Origin of the sequence: Pseudomonas sp. MWU12-2037 (genome assembly GCF_023242345.1) — a bacterium.
Classification (GTDB): Bacteria; Pseudomonadota; Gammaproteobacteria; order Pseudomonadales; family Pseudomonadaceae; genus Aquipseudomonas; species Aquipseudomonas gingeri_D.
In genome coordinates this window covers 61349-77494 of sequence record NZ_JALLIZ010000014.1, presented here as the reverse complement: position 1 = coordinate 77494, position 16146 = coordinate 61349, and the positions used below count along the sequence as shown (strand labels likewise).

General features: G+C 62.2%; 14 protein-coding genes. 10 read left to right on the top strand and 4 right to left on the bottom strand.

The genetic code is table 11. The features are described from left to right. Positions 1-85: 85 nt before the first annotated feature. The gene (locus M5B42_RS22845) at positions 86-1051 is read left to right on the top strand and encodes an NAD-dependent epimerase/dehydratase family protein (RefSeq protein WP_248747106.1); all 966 of its coding nucleotides are present in this window, start codon (positions 86-88) and stop codon (positions 1049-1051) included. A 29-nt stretch (positions 1052-1080) separates the two neighbouring features. Here the strand turns inward: M5B42_RS22845 and M5B42_RS22840 are convergent, their stop codons facing one another. After that, positions 1081-1785: a cyclase family protein gene (locus tag M5B42_RS22840; RefSeq protein ID WP_248747105.1), complete on the bottom strand. Its 705-nt coding sequence runs from the start codon at positions 1783-1785 to the stop codon at positions 1081-1083. A 224-nt stretch (positions 1786-2009) separates the two neighbouring features. On the opposite strand from M5B42_RS22840, the gene M5B42_RS22835 reads away from it, so the two are divergent. Further along, positions 2010-3497: a hypothetical protein gene (locus tag M5B42_RS22835; protein WP_248747104.1), complete on the top strand. Its 1488-nt coding sequence runs from the start codon at positions 2010-2012 to the stop codon at positions 3495-3497. Positions 3498-3975: 478 nt separating this feature from the next. Here M5B42_RS22835 and M5B42_RS22830 read toward each other — a convergent pair whose 3' ends face one another. Next, the gene (locus M5B42_RS22830; RefSeq protein WP_248747103.1) at positions 3976-4887 is read right to left on the bottom strand and encodes an AraC family transcriptional regulator; all 912 of its coding nucleotides are present in this window, start codon (positions 4885-4887) and stop codon (positions 3976-3978) included. Positions 4888-4992: 105 nt separating this feature from the next. Between M5B42_RS22830 and M5B42_RS22825 the strand changes: the two genes are divergently transcribed. The 8 genes from M5B42_RS22825 to M5B42_RS22790 all read left to right on the top strand — a co-directional run bounded on the left by M5B42_RS22825 (position 4993) and on the right by M5B42_RS22790 (position 13512). Continuing rightward, the gene (locus M5B42_RS22825) at positions 4993-5553 is read left to right on the top strand and encodes a carboxymuconolactone decarboxylase family protein (RefSeq protein ID WP_248747102.1); all 561 of its coding nucleotides are present in this window, start codon (positions 4993-4995) and stop codon (positions 5551-5553) included. Between the two features lie 49 nt (positions 5554-5602). After that, on the top strand, positions 5603-6673 hold the full coding sequence (locus M5B42_RS22820; protein ID WP_248747101.1) for an acyl-CoA dehydrogenase family protein: 1071 nt from the start codon (positions 5603-5605) through the stop codon (positions 6671-6673). Next, positions 6670-7491, top strand: a complete 822-nt coding sequence (locus M5B42_RS22815) for an ABC transporter ATP-binding protein (protein WP_248747100.1) — start codon at positions 6670-6672, stop codon at positions 7489-7491. The genes M5B42_RS22820 and M5B42_RS22815 overlap by 4 nt, the downstream gene beginning before the upstream one ends. Continuing rightward, entirely contained in the window at positions 7478-8677 is a 1200-nt protein-coding gene (locus M5B42_RS22810; protein ID WP_248747099.1) for an ABC transporter substrate-binding protein, read from the top strand. The genes M5B42_RS22815 and M5B42_RS22810 overlap by 14 nt, the downstream gene beginning before the upstream one ends. Then, positions 8677-9441: an ABC transporter permease gene (locus M5B42_RS22805; RefSeq protein WP_248747140.1), complete on the top strand. Its 765-nt coding sequence runs from the start codon at positions 8677-8679 to the stop codon at positions 9439-9441. Before M5B42_RS22810 ends, M5B42_RS22805 begins: the two co-directional genes overlap by 1 nt. Positions 9442-9793: 352 nt before the next feature. Next, positions 9794-11536: an ABC transporter permease subunit gene (locus M5B42_RS22800; protein WP_248747098.1), complete on the top strand. Its 1743-nt coding sequence runs from the start codon at positions 9794-9796 to the stop codon at positions 11534-11536. 14 nt (positions 11537-11550) lie between these two features. After that, positions 11551-12873 carry a nitrate/sulfonate/bicarbonate ABC transporter ATP-binding protein gene (locus tag M5B42_RS22795; RefSeq protein WP_103495575.1) on the top strand — a complete coding sequence of 441 codons (1323 nt, stop codon included), beginning with the start codon at positions 11551-11553 and terminating at the stop codon, positions 12871-12873. A 333-nt stretch (positions 12874-13206) separates the two neighbouring features. Continuing rightward, positions 13207-13512, top strand: a complete 306-nt coding sequence (locus M5B42_RS22790; RefSeq protein WP_248747097.1) for a hypothetical protein — start codon at positions 13207-13209, stop codon at positions 13510-13512. Between the two features lie 69 nt (positions 13513-13581). Here the strand turns inward: M5B42_RS22790 and M5B42_RS22785 are convergent, their stop codons facing one another. Together M5B42_RS22785 and M5B42_RS22780 are read right to left on the bottom strand one after the other, a co-directional pair. Next, on the bottom strand, positions 13582-14160 hold the full coding sequence (locus tag M5B42_RS22785; protein ID WP_248747096.1) for a DUF4337 domain-containing protein: 579 nt from the start codon (positions 14158-14160) through the stop codon (positions 13582-13584). Between the two features lie 70 nt (positions 14161-14230). Further along, positions 14231-16090 carry a DAHL domain-containing protein gene (locus tag M5B42_RS22780; RefSeq protein ID WP_248747095.1) on the bottom strand — a complete coding sequence of 620 codons (1860 nt, stop codon included), beginning with the start codon at positions 16088-16090 and terminating at the stop codon, positions 14231-14233. Positions 16091-16146 lie beyond the last annotated feature (56 nt).

Here is a 16146-nt window from a genome sequence, read left to right as displayed (position 1 = left end):
ATGGCGGATAGCTTGTGCTAGGCAATTTATTTCCTGAAGGGGCAGGCCCAGACTCTGTTCATCGTTACCTTCCTGGAGAATTGACATGGCAGCACAGAGCAACAAGGTTTTGGTACTGGGCGCCGGCGGTGGCATTGGCGGCGAAGTGGCGCGGCAACTGCGCGATGGCGGCTGGCAGGTGCAGGCACTCAAGCGTGGCCTGGCGACAGCGGCCGAACAGCGCGACGGTATCCAGTGGTTGCGTGGCGACGCCCTCAACCGTGACGACGTGGTGCGGGCGGCGCGGGGTTGCAGCGTGATCGTGCATGGGGTCAACCCGCCGGGCTATCGGCACTGGGCCGAGCAGGTGCTGCCGATGATCGACAATACGATTGCGGCGGCGCGTATTGAAGGGGCGACCGTCGTGTTGCCGGGCACGGTCTACAACTACGGCCCGGATGCCTTTGCCGAATTGAATGAACAGGCGGTGCAACGTCCGTTGACGCGCAAGGGGCGTATCCGCGTCGAGCTTGAGCACCGATTGCAGGATGCGACGCGGGACGGGGTTCGAGCGATTGTCGTGCGGTCGGGCGACTTCTTCGGCCCGCAGGCTGGTAACAGTTGGTTTTCCCAGGGGATGATCAAGCCCGGGCAGGCGGTGAAAGTGATCAATCTGCCAAGCGATCCGGGCGTCGGTCATCAGTGGGCCTATCTGCCGGACGTGGCGCGGACCATGGTCGAACTGGTGGTGCGTCGAGGGGACTTGCCCCCCTTCGCGACCTTTCATATGGAGGGCTACTGGGACGCCGACGGCACCCAGATAGCAGCCGCTATCAGCCGCGTGGTCGAGCGCGCGGGCGGCCAGACCAGGCTGCGGCGCTTTCCCTGGTGGCTGGTAGGACTGGCCTCGCCGTTGGTGACCACCTTTCGGGAAATGCTGGAGATGCGTTACCTGTGGCGTACGCCGGTGCGGATGAATAATGCCTATCTGTTGAGCGTGCTGGGGGCCGAGCCGCATACGCCGCTGGATCAGGCGGTGGAAGTAACGCTGAAGGGCGTGGGCTGTTTGTAGGGGGATCAGGCGCTCGAACCCTGACAAGATCAGGGCACAAAGGCCAGCACGGAGGCAGGGGAGCCGGATCCGTCCTTGAGTTTCAGGATCCCGATGACCAGCGTGGTGCCGGTGGCGGGCAATTGATCCAGATGAGTCAGGCACTCCAGGATGATTCCATTTTTCGCCAGGACTTGGTGGTTGGTGGCAAATGCCGTGTTCTGACCAGGATCGACCCCGTGGGTGTCGATCCCGATCCCGGCGACCTCACGCTCTTCGACCAGCAGCCTTGCCGCATCGGCGCCGACCCCGGGGAAGTGCAGGCCACCTTGCTCGTCCTCATTGAAAAAGCGCTTGGGGTCGTTCCACAGCGCTTGCCAACCGGTATGGAAGAGCACGACGGAACCCTGGGCGATGCGACCATGAGCCTGCTCCCAGCGCTCGATATCTTGAGGATTGATCACATAGTCGGGATCGGCCTGTGCCTGCGCCCGCACATCGATTACCACGGCCGGTCGTACCAGCGACTCCGGGGTGTAGGCATCGATCCCGATGCCATCGGGGTGAAAACTGTTGGGCGCATTCATATGGGTGGCGCTGTGTTCGCCCATGCTGAAACTGCGCAGGTAGTAACCGTCCTGTGCCTGTGAGGCCACCCCACTGAACGCGACGGGAGGGTCGTGGGGCCAAAGAGGGATGGATGGCGTAATGACATGGCTCAGATCAATGATTCTTTGAAACTGGATGCTCTGCATTCCTTTGACTCCCGGGTCCTTGGCGAAAGGGTGGAGGATAGCGGCCCGTTTCCACAAGGCCTGTCGTTGCGGCGGCACGTTTTCCGGGTGTGATGAATGGAATCGGCGTCACAGCGCTGACATTTTTTCGACTGGGGCCCGGTGTTCGCAAGCAATAAAAATTTACTCCCGGTGAAAGAAATGCGAAAAGCTTCTCAGCCTTTTCCATGGACTCGGATCCCCTCATGCCTCGATCAAAGTTGTTCACCAAACTGTTTGTCGCGCTGCTGGTCGGCGCCGGGCTCTGGTACATGTGGGTGATTACCAGCGCCAAGCTGGAGTGGGGCGGGAGCAGCCCGGACAAGCAGCAGGTCGGCGCCGTGCAGGACACCCGTCAGCGCGCGATGACCCAGTACTGCACCGGTGTGGTGGTGACCCCGCAGGGCACCTGGCTGGTGGGGCGCCTGGAGGGGGACGCGAAACAGCTGCAGTCCACCGCCGACGTGGTGGACCTGGATGCCGTACTCCATGGCAAGCCGGTTGAGAATAAGGATCTGACGCCGGAAGACTCGGGGGCTTTCTCCGGCCTTCTCTCGGGCCGGGACAAGGAAACCTCCTTTATCTCGCGCCTGGACGCTCAAGGCCAGTTTCAAATGGTGGCCCATGTCAGCGACGCCGCCTGCCTGGTGGCCAGCCCGGATGGGGCCAGTGTTTTCCTGCTGACTGGGCTTGAGCGCCCCGAAGTCGCGGGCGCGAGCGGCGATGAGATCAGGCAGACCGTGATCTTTCGCAGCGACGATCAAGGCAAGCGCTGGACCTGGTTGAGCAAAGGCCTGTTCCCCAAGGCCGAGCAGTTGGCCTGGAACCTCAAGCCCTATTTTCATGGCCCGGATGAAGTCTGGGCCTGGGGCACCCCGAGCGGAACCGACAACGAGAGCGGCGAAGACAAGCCGGGTGCCATCTCCACCGGGGTGTTCTACTCCGCTGATCGCGGCGCGAGCAGCACCCCGATATTCGCGGCCGAGTCGCTGCTGGTGTCTACCGAGTATGCCCAGGGCAAGCGGCCTGACATTACTGAATGGCGCGACTCCGGTGCTTATGGGGAAATCCAGACCTATGTCACTCAGTTGGATGCGCAACGGGCGTTTATCTGGGTATCCCAGCGTTTCTGGGGGAGCAATCCCGACGGTGAAAGCGGCAGTCTGGCGATCAACGTCACGACCCGGGCACCACTGCAGCGCAAAGCAGGGAAGTGGCAGGTCGGGGCTGTGCAGCGCGAGGAGGGGCTGTTTATCGACGCACTGGTGGAGAATGGCAGCGGGCGGGTGATGGGCCTGATCGACCAGGGCGAGCATGGGCAAGATGTGGTGGCCGAGCTGGATACCGCCAAGCTGAGCTGGAAGCCGATGGGTGAGCTACCGAGTGTGTTCGCGCCGTTGGCGTCGGACAGCCAGTTGCGCGAGAAGAATTTCTGGGTGGGGCAGAACAGCCTGCTGATCAACACCTCAAGCGAACACCGGCCGCCGCGCTGGCTCTACTGGTGGTCGGATGCGCAAATTTCCGCGAACGGGGTGTTCTACTCCAAGGACTGGGGGCACTCCTGGCAACGGCTGGCGGTTGACGGTTACCTGGGGATCCTCGGTTTTCAAGGGGCGCAGGACCGGGTGATCTGGGCCAAGGGCAACTGGTACAACAGCAATGATGCTGGGGTTTATTCCTATGGTTTGCAGTGAGGGTTGGGTTGTCTTGTGCCTATCTTGCAAGACGGCTCGCTTTCCATTGATTGGACATCCCTGGAAATATCTACCCGGTTGCCCCTGCCCGAATAGGTGACTAACCTGCACCCCGTCACCGCAAAATCGGTGGTGCAGACGTGCAAGTCTGGAATTCTGTTAGGACGTACAGCGCCCTCTGTCTGGGTGCTTTTATAGTTCGCCAGGAGTTTCAGACATGCTCAAGATCACGCCCAACTCTCCGATTTCATCCAGCATCGAAAGCATCGATCCGCACATCGTCGACCGTGCGTTGGCGCATTACAATTTGCCGCCAGGCGCGAGTTCGAAGCGACGCGGCGCCAATTCAACCCGCAAAATCAGCGCCGAACCTGAAAGTCGTGAAGAAATCCTGGTCGACGCCAGTTCGATTCTGGAGTCAGCGGCGGCCACCGCCTACGAACATGCCGATAATCTCACGGGCCCCTTCGCTGCTGCGTCATCGCCCCTCATGTTGCCGCCGATAAGCCCCCGGCTGCACTCCAAGCGCTTTGGCAAAGGCCCGGGTAAACGCCGCAATCGACTGATACCCCACCGCCGCACACACCTGTTCCACGGTGTTATTGGCCCGCAGCAACTGACTGGCATGGCGCATCCGCAACGCCAGCAGCACCTGCCCCGGTGACTGCCCGGCCAGTTCGTTGAAGCGCTTGAAAAACGCCGAACGCGACATCCCGGTACAAGCCGCCATGCTCTCCAGCGACCAACTCTCCCCAGGCCGTTCGATCAACTGCTCCAGCAATGGCGCAAACCCCGGATGCCGGGCCAGTGCCACTAATCCACCCAGGCTCCGGTTCTCCGCCACCTGCTGGCGCAGCACATACAGAAACAACAAATGACTCAAGCGTTCCAGCAGCGCCGAGGAGGGCGCCGGTGGCCGTTCGCACTCGGCCAGGATCAACTCGAACAAGGCCCGCGCCGCGCTCAACGACGGATCGCCCGCCCGCAGCACAATCCAGTCCGGCAACCCGTCGATAATCAATGACGACAGCCCGGACTTGAAATGAAAGAACCCGCACACCAGCCCCACGCCATCCTGCGCAGCGCTGTCTAGCCCGGTCATCGCCTGGCGCGGCAAGCGTTGCGCCTCTACGCTGTTTTGAGCACTCGACAACCGATAATCCAGGTCCCGCAGCAAAAACACCGCATCCCCGGCCTCCAGCCGCAGGCTTTCTTGCTGTCCATCAATATGCAGCCAGCAGTGACCCTGCACGATCAGGTGGAAGCTCGCCCGCGCCAAGCCATGGGTGCTGGCGTGCCAGCCGCCGCAATAACGGCCCACATGGAACAGGCTCGCATCCAGTTCCAGGCTTTCTAATAACCAATCAACCAGCGGACTCGACGAAATCATCTAATGGAAACACTCAGAAGCAAGGAATCGCTACTTTTGAATATGGATAGGAATTCTTATAACCAACAGACTTGTCGGACTCACCCTACAACAGGAGTCCACTCCATGTCGCGCGTCACTCTCCATACACTGCAAAGCGCTCCCGAAGCGGCCAAGCCTTTCCTGGAAAACGCCCAGAAGAATTCCGGGTTTATCCCCAACCTGCTCGCCGTCCTCGCCAATGCACCGGCGGCGCTGGAAACCTACGTTACGGTATCGGCACTCAATGGCAAGGCCGAACTGAGCCTGGCCGAGCGCGAAGTGGTGCAACTGGTGGCCGCCACCACTCACGGCTGTGATTTCTGCGTTGCCGGGCACACGGCGGTGGCCTTGAACAAGGCCAAGTTGCCGGCCGAAGTGGTCGACGCCTTGCGCGGACAGGACAAACTGCCCGAGGAAAAGCTCGAAGTCCTCGCCGCCTTTGCCCGGGAAGTGATCGCCACCCGCGGCAATGTCAGCGACGCGGTGTTCAGTGAGTTCCTCGCCGCCGGCTACACCCAGGGCAACGCCCTGGAAGTGATCCTCGGGGTAAGCCTGGCCACACTGTGCAATTTCGCCAATGTCTTTGCCCGCACGCCGCTCAATCCTGAGCTGGCGAAATATCGTTGGCAGTCGACAGATCAATGATTCATCGGCGTCGGCTATTATTCGACGTTGTCTTCAAGGAGAAAACGACATGCTCAATCCGGCACTGAGTCAATGGCTCGACGTACAAGCCCAGGCTCTGGATCTGGGGCAGTGCGACCCACAGGATGTGATTTCCCGATTGGCGACGGCCAAGGTGCTGCGCATCGGTGTTCCAGAGGCCCAGGGCGGCAGCGGCGGCACGGTGGCCGATGCGGTGGAAAGCATCGCCCAGGTGGCCAGCCATTCCCTGTCGGCGGCCTTTGTGTTCTGGGGCCAACGGGCTTTTATCGAGTACCTGCTGCACAGTCCCAACACGGCATTGCGCGAGCATCTGCTGCCGTCGTTGCTCAGCGGTGAACTGGCCGGCGCCACCGGACTGTCGAATGCCATGAAGTTCCTCTCGGGCATCGAGTCGCTGCAACTGCGGGCCCGTGATCAAGGCGATGGCTGGTGCCTCGACGGTCGTCTGCACTGGGTGACCAATCTGCGCAAAAGCGGCTTTGTGGTGGCGGCCGCCATTGAGCGGGAGGAGGGCGGTACGCCCTTTGTGCTGGCAATCCCGGATGCGCTTAGCGGCCTGCAACGCTCGGACGACTTGCAACTGATGGGCCTGCAGTCGAGCAATACCGCCGCCCTGGACTTCAAGCGGGTGGAAGTCAGCCGCGACTGGTTGCTCCACGACGATGCCCGGGTCTTTCTGCCGGTGGTGCGCCCGGCTTTCCTCGGCCTGCAATGCGGCATGGCCATCGGCCTGGCGCGCCAGGCGCTGAAGGAAGTGGACGGCCATCTGCAAGACACCCGCTCGATTCTGCGCGAACCCTTGCTGGAACAGCGCCACGCTCTTGAGCAAACGGTGGAGGAACTCAAGAACGGTCTGCACGACGGGCGCTTCCTGGCCCAGCCGAGCGCCTTGTTCCAGATCCGCATCAGCCTGGCCGAGTCGGTCGCCCAGGCGGTGCAACTGGAGTTGCAGGCCAGCGGCGGCAAGGCCTATCTGAATGAATACGGCAGTGGCTTCGCCCGGCGTTGGCGCGAGTCGGCGTTTGTACCGATCGTCACCCCGAGCCTGGTGCAATTGCGCGCCGAGCTGCAACGCCAGGCCCGGGATACCGCGGCATGAGCGGGCCGTTGCTGGAGGCCCGGCAGATCAGCCTCGGTTACCCCCGCGAACAGGGCTGGCAAACGGTGCTGGAAGGTTTCGACCTGCAACTGCAAGCCGGCGAGGTGGTGTCGATCCTCGGCCCCAGCGGCGTCGGTAAATCCAGCCTGTTGCGGGTCCTGGCCGGTTTGCAGACGGCTCACGCAGGCCGCGTGCATTTCCTCGGCGACCCCCTGGACGGCCCGCACCCGCGGGTGGCGGTGGCCTTTCAGGACCCCAGCCTGCTGCCCTGGTTGAGCCTGGAAAAGAATGTCGCCTTCGGCCTCGACTTCGCCCGCCAGCCGCACCTGGATGCCCAGGAGCGCAAGGCGCGGATCGACCACGCGATTGCCGCCGTCGGCCTGCAACACGCCCGGGGCCAGTACCCGGCGCAGTTGTCCGGCGGCATGGCCCAGCGCACGGCGTTGGCCCGCTGTCTGGCCCGCCAGCCGCAGGTCTTGTTTCTCGACGAGCCTTTCGGCGCCCTGGATGAGGTGACCCGCGCCGATATGCAACAACTGCTGCTCAAGGTGATCGCCGAGCACAACACGGCGGCGGTGTTGATCACCCACGACATTGATGAAGCCCTGCAGCTCTCCGAGCGGATCCTGCTACTGGGCCACAGCCCGGCGCGGACCCTCGGCGAGTGGCGTATCGACCTGCCTCAGCCGCGTGCCGAGCTGGTGGAGGAACTGGGCACCCTGCGTATCGAGATTCTCAAGACCCTTCGGCGGGCCAGCCGCACCTCACCCCCTCATTCTTTGCTCGAAACGTCGGAGATGGCTCATGTGCCTGGATGACTTCACCCATACACGTCGTGACTTCCTCAAACTCAGCGCCTTGCTGACCGCCGGCGGTGCCTTGCCGCTGCTCAACAGCCTGCAGGCCCGTGCCGCGTCGGAGCCCAATGCGCCGGTGCGCATCGGCTACCTGCCGATCACCGATGCCACGCCGTTGCTGGTGGCCCATAACAACGGCCTGTTCGAGGCCGAAGGCATCCAGGCCGAGCGCCCGGTGCTGCTGCGCAGTTGGGCCCAGGTGATCGAGGCGTTTATTTCCGGGCAGGTCAACGTGATCCACCTGTTGTCGCCGATGACCGTCTGGGCGCGCTACGGCAGCAAGGTGCCGGCCAAGGTGGTGGCCTGGAACCATGTCGGCGGTTCGGGCCTGACCGTGGGGCCGGGTATCACCGAGGTCAAACAACTGGGCGGGCAGTCGGTGGCGATTCCGTTCTGGTACTCGATCCACAACGTGGTGGTCCAGCAACTGCTGCGCGACAACGGCCTGCAACCGGTGAGCAAGCCCACCAGCAGCGTGCTGGCCGCCAACGAGGTCAACCTGGTGGTGCTGCCGCCCTCGGATATGCCGCCGGCCCTGGCGAGCAAGCGCATTGCCGGCTATATCGTCGCCGAGCCGTTCAATGCCCTGGCCGAGGAACTGAAGGTCGGCCGGGTACAGCGCTTCACCGGCGATCTCTGGCGCAATCACGCCTGCTGCGTGGTGTTCATGCACGAGCAGGACCTGAACAACCGGCCCGAGTGGTCGCAGAAGGTGGTCAACGCCATCGTCAAGGCCCAGCTCTGGACCCGTGACAACCGCGCCGAGGCGGCCAAGTTACTGTCCAAGGACGGCGCCAATCGCTACACCCCCCACACTCCGCAGGTGCTCAATCGGGTGTTGGTGCCCAGTGCCGCCGATCGTGACGCCTACTTGGCCAGCGGGGCGATCCAGCACGGCAACTGGGACGAGCAGCGCATCGATTTCCAGCCGTACCCGTTCCCCAGCTATACCGAGGAACTGGTCAAGCGCCTGAAGAACACCCTGATCGAGGGCGACAAGGGTTTCCTCGCTGGCCTCGATCCGCAGCAGACCGCCCGTGATCTGGTGGACGACCGCTTCGTACGCAACAGCCTGGCGGCGGTGGGTGGGCTCAAGGCCTTCGGTTTGCCGGACAGCTTTGAACGCAGCGAGGAGTTCGGCATTTGATCGGCAAGCCTTCCTCATCGCTCCTGCATTGGGGGCTGGGCCTGGCGGGATTGTTCTGCCTGCTGCTGTTCTGGTGGCTGGGCGTGCACCTGTTCGGCAGCCCCGACGGGCTGTCGGCGCGCTTCTCGCCCGAAGCGACACTGACCAGCCTGGTGGAGCTGCTCGGCCGTGCCGAGCTCTATGAAAACGTGCTGGTCAGCCTCAAGCGCATTCTGATCGGGCTGTTGCTGGCCCTGTTGGTCGGCGTGCCGCTGGGGCTGCTGATCGGCAGCTATCGGCACCTGGAGGCGGCGACCACCCCGGCGTTCCAGTTTCTGCGGATGATCTCGCCGTTGTCCTGGATGCCGGTGGTGGTGATGCTGATGGGGGTCGGTGACCAGCCGATATATTTCCTGCTGGCCTTTGCCGCTGTCTGGCCGATCCTGCTCAATACCGTGGCCGGGGTGCGCCAGCTCGACCCGCGCTGGCTGCAACTGAGCCGCAGCCTCAGCGCGACCCGCTGGGAAACCCTGCGCCAGGTCATCCTGCCCGGTGTCCTCGGCCATGTGCTGACCGGCGTGCGGCTGTCCATCGGGATTCTCTGGATCGTGCTGGTGCCCTGCGAAATGCTCGGGGTCAGCGCCGGGCTCGGCTACTTTATCCTCGACACCCGTGACCGCCTGGCCTATTCGGAACTGATGGCCATGGTGCTGTTGATCGGCGTGCTGGGTTTTATGCTCGATGCCCTGGCGCGCGGCCTGCATCGGCGTTGGGCGCATTCCTGACGCTAACCTGACAAATTATGCGGAATATACATATCTGTAACATTTTGAAATGTATACTTCCGCCCTGAGCCATACCCCCCACGTTTCAACCGCCACCCCCAGGAGATTCGAACTTGGACCCTGCCCATTCTCGGTAGGCCACGTAGCGGGATTTACAAAGGGATACCGCCGGTGCGCAGCCGTCGCCCCGGTATCCAGTCTGTAGCGTTCAGTACGTGGCCTTGCCTCGACGATTTTCCAACCACTTCTTCAGAATGTGCTGTGCTTAGACTGCCGGCGCCGTAGCGCTTCGTGCGTTCATACCCTGAAGTTCGTGGGCCTGTATTTCAGAACGCTGCTGGAATCATTGACGATGAATAAAGTATTACGCCACTACATCCCGGCCAGCACGCGGCGCCTGTTGCCTAACCGCTGGGACCTGATAGCGCTGCCGCTGGTGGTGGGTTTCCTGCTGTTTTTCTCGATCGGCGCGCGGGAAACCTGGGCCCCGATCTCGACCCTGCAGAGCCAGGTGATCTCCCTCGATCCGGCCAACCTGCCGGAATATGCCATACGCACCACCCTGCGCATGCTCGCGGCTATGGTCGCGGCGTTGATCTTCACCTTTCTCTACGGGACCCTGGCGGCCAAGAGCAAACGCGCCGAGAAACTGCTGGTGCCGGTGCTGGATATCCTCCAGTCGGTGCCGGTGCTGGGTTATATCTCGTTCACCGTGACCTTCTTTCTCCTGCTGTTTCCAGGACGGGTGCTGGGCGCCGAGTGCGCGGCGATCTTTGCGATCTTCACCAGCCAGGCCTGGAACATGACGTTCAGCTTCTACCAGTCGCTGCGCATGCTGCCGCGGGACCTGACGGAGGTGTCCGAGAGCCTGCACCTGTCCGGCTGGCAGAAATTTTGGAAGCTTGACGTGCCATTCGCCATGCCCGGGCTGATCTGGAACATGATGATGAGCATGTCCGGCGGCTGGTTCTTCGTGGTGGCGTCGGAAGCGATTACCGTCGGCGACAAGACCATCACCCTACCGGGCATCGGTTCCTACCTGGCCACCGCCATCGAACAGCGTGACCTCACCGCCGTGGGTTATGTGATCCTGGCGATGGTGGTGGTGATCCTGGTCTACGACCAGTTCCTGTTCCGGCCGCTGGTGGCCTGGGCGGACAAGTTCCGCATGGAAGACACCGCGGCCCAGGGCGGCGCGCCGGAGTCCTGGGTGCTCAACCTGATCCAGCGGACCCGGATCATCCAGCGTCTGATCCGGCCGATTTCACGTTTCTTCACCCGCGTCGGCCATATGCGCCTGAGCCTGCCCCGGGTCAAGTCCCGGGCCAGCGCACCCAACCCCTCGACGTCGCGGGTGGTTGATTGGGTCTGGGGTGTGTTCATCACCTTGCTCGCGGCCTATGCGCTGTACCACATCGCTATGTATGTCAGCAGTGAAGTGACCCTCGCCGATGTCGGCGAAGTCATTGGCCTGGGGGCAATCACCCTGGTCCGGGTGACCTTGCTGATCGCCGTGGCTTCGCTGATCTGGGTGCCGCTGGGGGTGATGATCGGCCTGCGTCCGCACTTGGCCGAGAAGATCCAGCCCTTGGCGCAGTTCCTCGCGGCGTTCCCGGCGAACCTGCTGTTCCCGGTGTTCGTCATCGTGATCCTGCACTACAACCTGAACCCGGATATCTGGCTGAGCCCGCTGATCGTGCTCGGGACCCAGTGGTACATCCTGTTCAACGTGATTGCCGGGGCCAGCGCCTTCCCCAACGACTTCCGTGAAGCCGCCGCGAACTTCCATATCCGTGGCTGGCAGTGGTGGCGCAAGGTCATGTTGCCGGGGATCTTCCCGTATTACGTGACCGGTGCGATCACCGCTTCCGGTGGCGCGTGGAACGCCAGTATCGTTTCCGAGTTCGTTTCCTGGGGCCAGGACAAGGTCGTGGCCCATGGCCTGGGGGCTTATATCGCCCAGACCACGGCCGCCGGCGATTTTCCGAAAATCACCCTGGGCGTCGTGGTCATGTCGGTCTTTGTGGTGGCCTTCAACCGTCTGCTCTGGCGGCCGATGTACGCCATCGCCGAAAACAAACTTCGTCTGAATTAATCCGAGCCGCTCTTATGAACAGTCATATCGAATACACCAGCAGCGCCCGCGAAATCTACTCGCTCACCAATGTGAGCAAGGGCTTTGGCAACGGCAAGGATGAGCGTCAGGTACTCAGCGAAGTCGACCTGCACCTGCACGAAGGCGAAGTTGTCGGGTTGCTGGGGCGCTCGGGCTCCGGCAAGTCGACCTTGCTGCGGATCATTGCCGGCCTGATCCAGCCGACTTCCGGCGAAGTGCTCTACAACGGCGAAGCCCTGGACGGCCCGGCCAAGGGCGTGGCGATGGTGTTCCAGACCTTCGCCCTGTTTCCCTGGCTGACCGTGCTGGAAAACGTTGAAGCCGGCTTGCAGGCCTTGCAGGTCGAGCCCAAGGAAGCGCGCAAGCGCGCACTGGCGGCCATCGACCTGATCGGTCTCGACGGTTTCGAGAACGCCTATCCGCGCGAGCTGTCCGGTGGCATGCGCCAGCGCGTGGGTTTTGCCCGCGGCCTGGTGGTCAACCCGACCCTGCTGCTGATGGACGAGCCGTTTTCCGCCCTCGACGTGCTCACCGCGGAAAACCTGCGGACCGATCTGTTGGAGCTGTGGAGCGGCGGGCAGTTGCCGATCAAGTCGATCCTGATCGTGACCCACAACATCGAGGAAGCGGTGCTGATGTGCGACCGCATCCTGGTGCTGTCGTCCAACCCGGGACGCGTCGTGGCGCAGATCAAGGTGCCGTTCGCCCACCCGCGCAACCGCCTGGACCCGATCTTCCGCAAGATGGTCGACGATATCTATGCGCTGATGACCAACCGTCGCAGTGCCGACGAACGCACCGGCAAGGCCGAACTGCAACTGGGCAGCCGCCTGCCGGAAGTGCCGACCAACCTGATGGCCGGTCTGATCGAGGCCCTGGCGGCTGAGCCGTACCATGGTCATGCCGGTTTGCCGAACGTCGCCGAGCGCTTGCTGCTGGAAGTCGATGACCTGTTTCCGGTGGCCGAGATGCTCGAGCACCTGGGTTTTGCCGAACTGCGCGGGGCCGATATCAAGCTCACCGATGCGGGCAAGCGTTTTGCCGAAGACGGTACCCAGGAACGCAAGGTGATGTTTGCCGAGCATCTGCTGCGCACCGTGCCCCTGGCGGCGCGGATTCGCCAGGTGTTGCAGGAGCGTAACGGGCACTGGGCGCCGCGGGTGCGTTTCGAACAGGAACTGGAAGACTCCCTCAGTGAAGACTTCGTCGAGCAGACCCTGGAAAGCGTGATCAGCTGGGGGCGTTATGCCGAGATCTTCTCCTACAACGACACCACCGAAACCTTCAGCCTGGAAGACGTGGAAGGCGAGATCTGATAACGCAACCCCTGTAGGAGCTGGCTTGCAGCGATGAGGCCCTTGAGCCTTGCGCTGTCCATTCAGACGCCATCGCCGGCAAGCCGGCTCCCACAGGTTCCGCGGTGTGCAGGCCTGTTTGTACCTGACTGCAAACCCTTCGCAAATCCGGGATATACGAAGTTTTCACCTGACCGTAACGGATCGGGTACATGCCGAGGATCAATCTCTCCCTCGCCTCCGGTTGTTTCGCAGGCGGGCCAGTTTGAAGGGTCGAGACAGTAAGTAGTGAACCGTGCTCCGGTCCAAGTCATGGCCGGGCACGTCTGCTGATCCCAACTTAAGGAGAGTCCGATGTCCATCGGCGCAATTCCGGCTGCAAATCCAGTCTCTGTGCATATTGCCGGTCAGTCCCAGACGACCCCGACACCTGTACAGAAAACTTCCACTACCACCACCGCCAGCATCGTCGCCGACGCCTTGAAGGAAGCGACCGAAACTGCGGCACAAACCGCACAGGAAGCCAGTCATGGCGACCGCGTAGCGCAGAAGTTGGTGCAAAAGCAGCAACATCACACCGCCACGGCCACTGCCGCACCGAAAGCCGTTTCCAACGGCAGCGGTCAGCCGATCGGCGAAACCATCAGCACCAAGGCGTAAGCCGCGGTCATATGGCTTCATCAGTCAGCCCGGCCGGTACCGGGTTGACTGATGTCGGGCGTTACCGTTTCAGATATGTGCCGCGGCCAGGCCGCCTAGCACCACGCTGACACCCGCCGCGGTGTAGGCCAGGCGCTTGAGCCATTCCTTGCGGGTCAGCAAGGTGATCGCCGCCAGCGAAATGGCAATCTGGATCGCCGTCATCGCCTGGGCCCAGCGATGGTGCTGGTGCAGGACCTGCTCGGATTTGTCATCCCACTCGCGACTCTTGGCTTCCAGACCCTCGGCTTTCTGCCGCACGACTTCCTTTTCCTTCTTGTAGCGCTCGACCTCGGCTGTGTAGTGCGCGGCGTCCAGGCCCGGGATATGGCTGGCCATTTCCGAGAGGTTCTGCCGGCTGGACTTGGCCTGGTAGTAGTTCCACTGGTTGGCGGCTTCGGTCTTGAGGATCGCGGCGTTGTTCTTGTCCATCGCCGCTTCGCTTTCCGTGGAGCCCGCCTGGTAGCTGAGCATGGCGCCAATCGTGGCCATGATCGCGGTCATCACCGCGATCCGGCTGGCAAAGCCGTCTCCACGGGCATGGGCGTGTTCGGTGGTGTGTTCGACGTGTTTTTCGTGAGGGCTTGGGACTTCGAAGTTTTCGGTCATCGGGGATGGATCTTTGGGTGAAAAAGGGCGGGGACAAAGTGTAAAGCGAGTGCTGGCGGAAGGCTCTCTCTCATTGATGAATATTCGAATATACCGAGGCGGGGGAGGCGTTCGCCGCAGGATGCTCGTCTTGCATATGGATGGTTTGCAGGGGGATATCCAGGGTGAACAGGGCACCCCTGCCCGGGCCGTCACTGTGCACGTAGAGGCGGCCGTCCATCTCGATCGCCGCCAGGGCGCAGCTGTGCAGGCCGAAACCATGGCCGTCCTTGCGGGTGGTGAAACCATGGGTGAAGATCCGCGCGAGGTTTTCCGGCGCAATGCCTTCGCCTTCATCCTTGACGCTGATGCGCAGGGTCTTGCCGTCGACCACCCGCACGCCCAGGGTGATGTCCCGGTCGCGGTTGGTCAGGTCCGACACCGCGTACTTGGCGTTGCTGATCAGGTTGATCAGGATCAGCAGCAGCCGGTGCTTGTCGCCGAGAAAGGTCGGGACCGGGTGGTAGTCCTTGAGCACCGTGACCTTGTGCCGGTTCAGGGCCCCCGAGTTCATGCGCAGGGCATCTTCGAACAGGTCGGTGATGTTCACCGCTTCCAGCAGCTTGGCCGCGCCGGCATAGGATTGCTGGGTGGCGACGATTTCCTTGATGTGGTCGACGCTTTTACTCAGTTGCGCCAGTTCCTGGATGATCTCGGTCTGCTCGGTGGCGACGGCCGCGGCCAGCTGGTTGAGGTAGGCGGGCAGCAGCTTGCCTTTTTCGTCACGGCTGACAAAGTCCCCCAGGTCGTCGGCGTGCTCGTTCATCAACTGTACCGCCTTGGTCAGACCCTGGGCCTTGCTGGAGCGGATCTTGCGGGTCACCAGATCGGCGGAGATGTTCACGCTGTTGAGCACGTTGCCGACGTTATGCAGGACGTTGGTCGCGATTTCCGCCATGCCGGCCGTGCGCGCGGCGTCCATCAGCTCGCTCTGGGCTTCCTTGAGTTCGCGGGTGCGTTCTTCGACACGCTGTTCGAGGCGATCATTGGACAGCTGCAAGGCGCTGTTCATCTGATTGATCAGCGCATAGCTGCGCAACTGGCGAATGATCAGGTAGAACACCAGCACGGCCATCAGCGCCGCGCACACGCTGAGATAGATCAGGTACTGGCGGTCCTGGAGCTCGGCGCGGCGCTGGATTTCATTCAACAGTTCGTTGATGCCGTCGAGGCTGGCGGCCACCGGGATAAAGCCGATGCGGTCCAGCAGGTCATTGACCTGGGGTTGTTCACTGACCACCACATTGGCCTGGGCGATCAGCTTGTCGATGGACGGGCCCAGGGCCGCCGGCAGGCTGGTCTTTTGTGCCGCCAGGTGCTGGATCTGCCGTTCGATCTTGTCGGCTTTGCCATTGGACACGTGCTGCGCATATTCCAGGGCGCTCAAGGTCAGCTTCGAGGCGCTGTAGAGCACGCTCAGGGTTTCCACCGGGTGTTCGGCGCTGAAGGGTTCCAGGTCGGTCTGGACGGTGTCTTCGATCGCCGACAGGGTTTCCAGGTCATCGCGCAAGGCGGTGTTGTGGGCCTGGAACTGCTCGATCAGCTTGTTCTTTTCCGCCGTGGCGTCGAGGTAGGCCTTCTTGCGCGCCTGCCAGATGCTGGAGTTGTCCAGGGAGCTGTTCTGCGCGACCAACTGGTCCCAGCGTCGGCTGGAATCGGCGATGGGGATGGCGAGCAGGTTGTAATTGTATTCGTCGCTGATGCGGGTCTTGAGAATCTTCGCGTCGAGCCTGGCATCCAACTGCTTGAGCTGGCGGAGCAGGTCGCGGGACTCGAAATAGGTGGAGGTTTCCCGGGAAAAGGCCTTGATCAGCAGGAACGCCAGGAGGCTGACCAGAATGGCAAACAGGGTGACCAGCGCCGCACTTCTATATCGGCTCCATCGCATCATTGCGTACTTCCTGTGTCCGGTTGACGTGGCGGCTTCGGCTCTTTTCGCAAAGTGTA